General features: G+C 66.3%; 8 protein-coding genes and 1 pseudogene. All 9 read left to right on the top strand.

Annotated elements, in window-relative coordinates; genetic code table 11:
- Positions 1-513 (top strand): ATP-dependent RecD-like DNA helicase (locus KF783_RS15410; RefSeq protein ID WP_294080917.1); only part of this gene is annotated, 513 nt, incomplete at its 5' end.
- Entirely contained in the window at positions 506-1,882 is a 1,377-nt protein-coding gene (locus tag KF783_RS15405; protein WP_294080915.1) for a site-specific integrase, read from the top strand. The genes KF783_RS15410 and KF783_RS15405, both read left to right, overlap by 8 nt.
- A 106-nt stretch (positions 1,883-1,988) precedes the next feature.
- Positions 1,989-2,261 (top strand): annotated as a pseudogene (gene thyA, locus KF783_RS15400) (thymidylate synthase); the annotation flags it as partial.
- On the top strand, positions 2,258-2,731 hold the full coding sequence (locus tag KF783_RS15395) for a dihydrofolate reductase (protein ID WP_294080924.1): 474 nt from the start codon (positions 2,258-2,260) through the stop codon (positions 2,729-2,731). The pseudogene thyA and the gene KF783_RS15395, both read left to right, overlap by 4 nt.
- Positions 2,732-2,842: 111 nt before the next feature.
- Positions 2,843-4,012, top strand: a complete 1,170-nt coding sequence (locus tag KF783_RS15390) for a dipeptidase (RefSeq protein WP_294080913.1) — start codon at positions 2,843-2,845, stop codon at positions 4,010-4,012.
- A 79-nt stretch (positions 4,013-4,091) separates the two neighbouring features.
- Positions 4,092-5,021: a bifunctional riboflavin kinase/FAD synthetase gene (locus tag KF783_RS15385; RefSeq protein ID WP_294080911.1), complete on the top strand. Its 930-nt coding sequence runs from the start codon at positions 4,092-4,094 to the stop codon at positions 5,019-5,021.
- 71 nt (positions 5,022-5,092) lie between these two features.
- Positions 5,093-8,044 carry an isoleucine--tRNA ligase gene (gene ileS, locus KF783_RS15380; RefSeq protein WP_294080909.1) on the top strand — a complete coding sequence of 984 codons (2,952 nt, stop codon included), beginning with the start codon at positions 5,093-5,095 and terminating at the stop codon, positions 8,042-8,044.
- Positions 8,045-8,055: 11 nt separating this feature from the next.
- On the top strand, positions 8,056-8,574 hold the full coding sequence (gene lspA / locus KF783_RS15375; RefSeq protein ID WP_294080922.1) for a signal peptidase II: 519 nt from the start codon (positions 8,056-8,058) through the stop codon (positions 8,572-8,574).
- Positions 8,567-8,995 carry a DUF3035 domain-containing protein gene (locus KF783_RS15370; protein WP_294080907.1) on the top strand — a complete coding sequence of 143 codons (429 nt, stop codon included), beginning with the start codon at positions 8,567-8,569 and terminating at the stop codon, positions 8,993-8,995. Before lspA ends, KF783_RS15370 begins: the two co-directional genes overlap by 8 nt.
- Positions 8,996-9,090: the final 95 nt, after the last annotated feature.

The raw sequence follows: 9,090 nt of genomic DNA, 5'->3' as shown, positions 1-9,090 counted from the left end.
GGCGGCCGGCGCATTCTCGGACCGGAAGGCGACACCGGCTTCAGTTCGGGCGATCGGTTCGTATGCGACGTGAACCATTGGGACGTGGAGCTGATGAATGGCAGCCTGGGCATCGTCTTGCGAGAGGCGACGTCACAGGAGATCACCCGAGAATGGTCCGGCGATGCGGAAGCGGGCGACGACGCCGGAATGCTTCCCGCCTGGGCAGTGCTGGTGGAAGTCGATGGCCGGGAGCGGCTGATCGAGCATCGCCACTTTCGCGATTGCTCATGGGGATACGCGCTCACGTGTCACCGTGCCCAAGGGTCTGATTTCGAGCGCGTGATCGTTGTGCTCGACGACCGCTGCGACAGAAGCTGGTTGTATACGGCGGTCACGCGAGGACGGAGCCAGGTCGTGCTCGTCGGCACGCGCGAGCAGCTCACTAAGATCGCGCGAACGCCGCCCCGGGTGGCTGACCGCGTCGTCGGCCTGCACCACATGCTCAGCGGATCGGAGAACGCGCATGGCTAAGGAGAAAATCGCCCTGGGCTTGATCGTCATGACCAGCGGGACATGCGTGATCAGGGGTATCCGGCGACCGTCGATCCCGACGCTGGTCTGGCCAGATGGCATCGACGAACCGGCTTCCGATTGGTTTCGCTACCTCAGCGTCGATCTCGAGCTAGCGGCGGGCTCGGTGGGCGAATACGCGAACATCCTCCGGCCGTTTCTTCGGTTCTGCCGCGAGCGCGGGCGAGGCTGGACGACCGTCGACGACGCGTTTCTGACCATCTGGCGCGACCATCTCCGCCACACGATGAAGCTCGGTGTCGCACGGATCAATACCTCGCTGCAGACGATATTCGCCTTCTACAAGTGGGCAGAGGAGACGAAGCGACTTCGCTTCCACGTCGGCATCTACGTGCCGGGTGACCTGCCCGTCGCGCTTCAGGACGTCACCTTCGCGATTAGCGCCAAGCAGCACTTCAGCAAGGGCCGGCACGGGAAGGTCTTCGGATCGTGGTCCACACCTTTGACGCTGTCGAACTCGGGCGCATCGTCTCGCATGAGGCACACTCCCACGAATGACGAGATCGAGGATCTGCATGCCGACGTCGCGGAACGGCCGATGGGTGAGCGCGACTCGCTGATCTTCTCGTGGAAGGAGGACTGTGGTCCTCGCCGCTTCGAACTGAACACGCTCCGGAAGGATCAGCTGCCGACCATCGACCAACTCGACCAACTGATCGAGCGCGACGAACCATGGATCATCGACATCGTGCGCAAGGGCCGAAAGGCCGGAGAGCTCCGGGTGCTTCCCGAGTTGGTGTTCCGCACCCTCGACCACATCGACCATGGCCGCCGCCAGATCGTGGAGAGTTTCAAGGGGGTGCCTGGCTACAAGGAACCGCCGGAGGTTTTCCTGTCGAGCAAGACTGGCATGGCCTTGCATCTGGACAGCATCACGTCTCTTGGCCGTCGCTCGTTCAAGGCCGTGGGTATTGAAAACTCGAGCATCCACCGACTTCGCGCGCGCTACGCGGTGAGGACCATCGAGGGGCTGCTCGATGCCCTTTTGGCAGGCGATCTGAATATAGGTTCGATGTCGAACTGGGCCGAGACGATCCTGGTCAAGGCGGCTGAGCAGATGGGCCACAGCAGCCCGGCGTCGTTGCGCCCTTACCTCACCTACGCGTTCAACCGGCGCATGCAGACTTCGGAGGCGGTGCAGGCGACGAAGGTCTCCGACCGTATCCGGCAGCTCCAGCTTCACGAGGAGACGCTCATCGGCAGGCTCAAGGGGCAACGTGGCCTTCAAGAAGCCGCGAGACTGCTTCAGGCAGGGAAATCGGCCGAGGCGAGTGCGGCGTTGGCGCGGTTGTCGCAGCAACTCGGATAGATGCGGTTGGCCGATAGCGACGTTAGACCTATAATCGTTCTGGGACACGGGTGTGATTATGGCGACAGGAATAGCGAAAGTGGCAACGGAAGCGCTCACCGGAAAACCGTTCAACATCGCCAGCTACGCGCTGCTGACGCACATGCTCGCCCAGCAATGCGATCTGGAGGTCGGCGAGTTCATCTGGACCGGCGGCGATTGCCACCTCTATTCCAACCATCTCGAACAGGCGGAAATGCAGCTGTCCCGCGCACCCGGCCCGCTGCCGCGCCTCGAAATCCTGCGCCGCCCGCCCTTGATCGACGCGTATGAATATGAGGATTTCGCGCTGCACGACTATGTCGCCCAGCCGCATATCAAGGCCGAGGTCGCGGTCTGATCATCTTTCATCTCGCGCGGGCCGACAATGGCGTGATCGGCGTCGATGGCACCCTGCCCTGGCGCCTTCCCGCCGATCTCCGGCGGTTCAAGGCGCAGACGATGGGCAAGCCGATGGTGATGGGGCGCAAGACGTTCGAGAGTTTTCCCGCCCCCCTGCCCGGTCGCCGCCACATCGTCCTGACGCGCGATCGCGCCTGGCATGCCGACGGGGCGGAGGTCGCGCATTCGCTCGCCGACGCCCTGGCGCTGGCGGGACCGGGCGACGTCGCGGTGATCGGCGGTGCGGAAATCTTCGCGCTGCTGCGCGACCGCGCGGACCGGATCGAACTCACCGAAGTCCATGCCGCCCCCGCAGGCGACGCGATCGTTCCTCCCTTCGGCCCCGGCTGGCGCGAGGTATCGCGCGAGGATCACCCGGCCGAGGGCGAGCGGCCGGCCTATAGCTTCGTAACGCTCGCGCGCGCCTGATCGTCACCCCGGGCTTGTCCGGGGAGCCATGGTGTCGCAAACCGGGCCATCGACGCGCATGCGGGACGGTGGCCCCCGAAACGGCTTCGGGGCGATGGAGGGGGTGGTGACATGAAGAAGTGGCTTTGGGGCATCCTCGCCCTCATCGTGATCGGCGCGGTCGCGTTCTTCGCCTTCGGTCCGGGCATCGTCGAGCGCGGGATGAACAAGGTGGTGGCGACCCGGCTGCCCACCGTCACGCCGGCGACGCGCAAGCTGCACGCCAGCCTCCAGATCGCCGACATGCATGGCGATACGCTGTTGTGGAAGCGCAACCTGCTCGACCGCGCGGGCCGCGGCCATATCGACCTGCCCCGCCTGATCGACGGGAATGTCGCGCTCCAGGTCTTTTCGTCGGTCACCAAGACGCCGCGCGGTCAGAATTACGATTCGAACACCGACCGGACCGACAACATCACCGCATTGGCGATCGGCCAGTTGCAGCCGGTGCGCACCTGGAACTCGTTGCTCGAACGCTCGCTGTGGCATGCGACGAAGCTCGACCGCGCCGCCGCCGCATCGGGCGACCGGCTGCGCGTGATCCGCACCGGCGCGGACCTCGACGCGCTGCTCACCGATCGCGCGGCCGGAAGCAAGGCGGTCGGCGCGCTCCTGTCGATCGAGGGGTTGCAGGACATGGAGGGCAAGCTCGCCAATCTCGACCGGCTCCACGCCGCCGGTTTCCGCATGGCCGGGCTCGCGCATTTCTTTGACAATGAAATCGCCGGATCGATGCACGGGGTAAGGAAGGGCGGCCTCACCCCGCTGGGCGTGCAGACGGTGCGGCGGATGGAGCGGATCGGGATGATCGTCGATATCGCCCATTCGAGCCACCAGACCGTCGCGGAGGTCCTCAGCATGGCAAGGCGCCCCGTCGTGTCCAGCCATGGCGGCGTCCAGGCGGTGTGCAAGGTGAACCGCAACCTCACCGATGACGAGATTCGCGGCGTCGCGCGGACCGGCGGGGTGGTCGGCATCGGCTATTGGGACGCGGCGATCTGTTCGACCGAGCCGGCGCAGATCGCCCGCGCGATCGCGCATGTCCGCGACCTGGTGGGGATCGATCATGTCGGGCTGGGTTCGGATTTCGACGGATCGGTGACGACCGGATTCGATACGTCGAAGCTGATCTACGTCACCCAGGCGCTGGTCGATCGCGGCTTCACGCCCGAGGAGATCGGCAAGGTGATGGGCGGCAACGTCCTGCGCGTCATCCGCGCCGGCATCGCGCCGCAGCGATAGGCGGTCGGCAACACGCCGCGACCCGCCCACGCGGATTCGAAATTTGCACCGCCGCCCCTACCCACTATAGCCCGCCGGCATGGAACGGCTCGACGGGGCCGCTGCGGTTCCCGCGTCGCTGCGCGGCGGGATCGTGGCGCTGGGCAATTTCGACGGCTTTCATCGCGGCCACCAGGCGGTGGTCGGCCGCGCGGTAGCGCGTGCGCGCGATGAAGGGCGCCCGGCGATCGTCGCCACTTTCGATCCGCATCCGATGCGGCATTTCCGCCCCGACACCGCTCCGTTCCGCCTGACGACGCTGGATCAGCGGCAGCGACTGTTCGCCGCGGCCGGCGCGGACGCGATGCTCGTCTTCGCCTTTGACGCCGCGCTCGCCGGCCTGTCCGCGCGCGAATTCGCGCAGGCGCGGCTCATCGACCTGATCGGCGCGGGCGGGGTCGTCACCGGCGCGGACTTCACCTTTGGCAAGGGGCGCGACGGCGATGTCGCGGTGCTGGCGGCACTGGGCGCCGAATTGGGCTTCAGCGTCGATACGGTCGCGCCGGTCGCGGATGGCGGCGACATCGTCTCGTCCAGCCGCATCCGCGCGGCGTTGCGCGCGGGCCGCCCGCGCGACGCCGCCGCGCTGCTCACCCGCCCCTTCGCGATCGAGGGGGTGGTGGAATCCGGCGCCCGGCTGGGCCGCGAACTGGGCTTTCCGACCGCGAACCTGCGCCTCGGCACGTATCTGCGTCCGCGCTATGGCATCTATGCGGTGCGCGGGCGGCTGCCGGACGGGCGGCGGCTCGACGGCGTCGCCAATCTCGGCATCCGGCCCAGCATCGATCCGCCGGTCGAATTGCTCGAACCCTATTTCTTTGATTTCTCGGGCGATCTCTACGGCCAGACCATCGAGGTCGAGCTCATCGAATTCCTGCGCGACGAAGCGAAATATGACGATCTCGACGCGCTCCGTGCGCAAATCGCCCGCGATTGCGACGATGCGCGGGCGGCGCTGCGAATTACCTAGCCCCTCCTCCGCGCGGGGAGGGGCCTAGATGCTTCCGTAAGCGTGACCTTTCCTCTAATCGGCGCAGACCAATGACCGACACCAACGATTCCGCGCGCGACTATCGCGACACCGTCTTCCTGCCGAAGACCGACTTCCCGATGAAGGCGGGCCTCGCCGCCAAGGAGCCGGCGATCCTCGACCGCTGGGCAAGGATCGGCGTGTATGAGCGGCTGCGCGAGCAGCGCGCGGGCCGTGAACGCTTCATCCTCCACGACGGCCCGCCCTACGCCAATGGCGACCTGCACATGGGTCACGCCATGAACAAGATCCTGAAGGACATCGTCGTCCGCTCGCAAAGCCTGATGGGCAAGGACGCGCCGTACGTCCCCGGCTGGGACTGCCACGGCCTGCCCATCGAATGGAAGATCGAGGAAGCGTATCGCGCGAAGAAGCTGAACAAGGACGAGGTGCCGGCGGCCGAATTCCGCGCCGAATGTCGCGCCTATGCCGAAAAATGGGTCGCGGTGCAGCGCGGGCAGTTCGAGCGGCTGGGCGTGATGGGCGATTGGGACGATCCCTACCTTACCATGAAGTTCGACGCCGAGGCGACGATCGCGGGCGAATTGCTCAAATTCGCGGAGTCGGGCCAGCTGTATCGCGGGGCCAAGCCGGTGATGTGGTCGCCGGTCGAAAGGACCGCGCTGGCCGAGGCCGAGGTCGAATATGAGGATGTGGTGTCGACCCAGATCGACGTGGCGTTCGAGATCGTCGATGCCCCCAACGCGCCCGAACTGGTCGGCGCGCATGCGGTGATCTGGACGACCACGCCGTGGACGATCCCGGTGAACCAAGCTTTGGCCTATGGGCCGGAGGTTGAGTACGCCCTCATTGATGTTTGGGTAAACTACGGGGAGGGCGCGGCCGGCAATCTGCAAGAAGGTGGACGCTATCTCGTTGCGGAACAATTGATCCCGCAGTTTGAGAAGCGACTAGCAGTTAAGTCGCCGGACCTGTTTGACTTCAAGGTCGTCGGCAAGTTTCGCGGCTCGCAACTCGCCGGCGCCACCGCCCGCCACCCGATGCACCATCTCGGCGGGTTCTTCGCAAAGCCCCGCCCATTCCTGCCCGGCGACTTCGTCACCACGGACGCGGGTACCGGCCTCGTCCACATGGCGCCCGATCATGGCGAGGACGATTTCCTGCTGTGCAAGGCGCATGGCATCGACCCGGTCTTCGCGGTCGATGGCGCGGGCATGTACCGCCCCGACTGGGCGTGGCTCGGTGGGCAGGGATCGGTGATCAACAAGAAGTTCGTGGCGAGCGACGGCCCGATCTGTTCAGACCTGCGCACCGCCGGCGCGCTGCTCGCCGCGTCGGACGATTTCGCGCACAGCTACCCGCATAGCTGGCGGTCCAAGGCGAAGATCATCTTCCGCGCGACCCCGCAATGGTTCATCCCGATGGACGGCAAGCGCGCGGGCGGCGACGCGCTGCGATCCGACACCGACGGTTTTATGCAGGATGTCGCGCGCACCCCCGGCGCGGCTGCGGACGAGCTGCCCGGCATGGCGCAGGCTGCGGGCTTCGGGCCGATCGTCAATCCTACCCACAATGCGCCCACGTTGCGCAACCTCGCGCTCGACGCGATCGAGCGCACCAAATGGGTCCCCGCCCGCTCGGTCAACCGCATCCGCTCGATGGTGGAGCAGCGCCCCGACTGGGTGATCAGCCGTCAGCGCGCCTGGGGCGTGCCGATCCCGCTCTACGTCCACCGCCAGACCGGCGATTACCTGCGCGATGAGGCCGTGAACGCCCGCATCCTCGACGCCTTTCGCATGGGCGGCGCGGACGCGTGGTTCGGCGCGGACCATCAGGCGCTGCTCGGCCCCGACCACGACCTTGCCGATTACGAGGTGGTCAATGACATCCTCGACGTGTGGTTCGACAGCGGCTCCACCCACAGCTTCGTGATCGAGGCGCGCTATGGCGCGGGAACGCGCGCGAACCTCTATCTTGAGGGGTCGGATCAGCATCGCGGCTGGTTCCAGTCCTCGCTGCTCGAAAGCTGCGGGACGCGCGGGCGGGCGCCCTATGACGCGGTCCTGACCCATGGCTTTGCGCTCGACGGACAGGGGCGCAAGATGTCGAAGTCGCTCGGCAACGTCGTCGATCCGCTGAAGGTCATCAACGAGAGCGGCGCCGACATTCTGCGCCTCTGGGTCGCCCAGACCGACTATTTCGACGACGTGCGCATCGGCAAGGAGGTGCTGGGCGGCACCGGGGACGCGTACCGCAAGATCCGCAACACCTTTCGCTACCTGCTCGGCGCGCTCGATGGATTTGCCGACGCGGAACGGCTCGATGTCGGCAAGATGCCGGAGCTGGAACTCTATATCCTCCACAAGCTGGGCGCGCTCGACGTCGAGTTGCGCGCCGCGGCGGAGGCATTCGAGTTCAACCGCTATGCCCGCGCCCTGTCGGAGTTCATGAACGAGGACCTGTCGGCCTTTTTCTTCGATATCCGCAAGGATTGCCTGTACTGCGACGCGGCCGACGACCCCAAGCGCCGCGCCTATCGCACCGTGCTCGACATCCTGTTCCACGCGCTGGTGCGCTATGCCGCGCCGATCCTCGCCTTCACCGCCGAGGAAGTGTGGCAGGCACGGTTCCCGAGCGAGGACGGATCGGTCCATTTCCTCGAATGGCCGGAGTTGCCGCCGCTGCCCGGCGATGACGCGATCTCGACCGAATGGGAGGATATCCGCGCCCTGCGCGAGCGCGTGACCGAGGCGATCGAGCCGATGCGCCGCGAAAAGACGATCCGTTCCAGCCTGGAGGCCGAGGTGACGGTGCCGCATCTGCTGCGTCCCGCTTCGGAACTGGCCGAAGTGTTCATCGTCGCCGATGTCCATCATGGCGACGGCGACACGGTGAGCGTCGCCCGCACCGATCATCACAAATGCGGTCGCTGCTGGCGGTTGCTGCCGGAGGTTGAAGCCGACGGCGCGCTGTGCCACCGCTGCGCGGACGTAATCTCCTGATGGCTGGATTCATGACCCGCAATCGTACGATCGGCTTCGTCCTCGCCGCGCTCATCTTCATCGCCGACCAGGCGATGAAGGCATGGGTGGTCGATGGCCTGGGCATCGACGCCCCTGGCAAGGCACTGGAAGTGCTGCCCATCTTCGACATTCGCTTCGTCGCGAATATCGGCGTGTCGCTCGGCCTCTTGCCCGCGGAAACCTCGACGATGCGCTGGCTGCTGGTCGGCCTGACCGGCGTGATCGCCGCCGGTGTCGCCTGGTGGATGCTGCGCGAAAAGAGCCGCCACGACATGTTCGCGCTCGCGCTCGTGCTCGGCGGCGCGCTCGGCAACATCGTCGATCGGATGCGTTTTGGCTATGTCGTCGACTATGCCGATCTGCACTTCGGCGAGTGGCGCCCTTTTTTGGTCTTCAATGTGGCCGATGCTGCGATTACCATCGGTGTCCTGATCCTGCTCATCCGGGCGCTCTTCGTGCGTGAGAAGAAGACCGCGGACGACGCCCCTGTGGAGAATGCGAATGCGTAAGTCCGTTGTTTTCGTCGCGATCGGCGGCGCCGCGATGCTGCTCGCCAGTTGCGGCGGCGGGGGCCTGTTCAACCGCAAGCGGCCCGACGAGTTTTCGGTCGCGCGGCAGGCGCCGCTGGTGATCCCGCCCGATTTCGCGATGAAGCCGCCCCAGCCCGGCGCGCCCCGGCCCCAGGATGCCGGCGGCCCGGCGCAGCAGGCGCTGGACGCGCTGTTCGGCGGCACCGCGCCGCGATCGGCGGCGGAAGAGGCGACGATCACCGCCGCCGGCGGCGCTGGCGCGGCCGATGTCGGCGCACGCTCGACCGCAGGCAGCCCCGGCACCACCGTCGTGGACAAGGGCAGCACCACCCGCGACATCGTCGCCGCGCCCGAAGGCGATGGCCGCGACGCCAAGACTCAGGCGACGCCCAAGCCATAAAATGGCGCGTGGGGGCGCTGCCGGCCCGCCCGGCAAGCCCCCATCTGGCAAGACTCCGGTCGACAAGCCCATGCGATAAGGGCCGCGAAACCCAT

Source organism: Sphingomonas sp. (genome assembly GCF_019635455.1).
GTDB lineage: Bacteria > Pseudomonadota > Alphaproteobacteria > Sphingomonadales > Sphingomonadaceae > Sphingomonas.
Note: the sequence above shows the minus strand (reverse complement) of the source record. Positions and strands in the feature narration are given on the sequence as shown.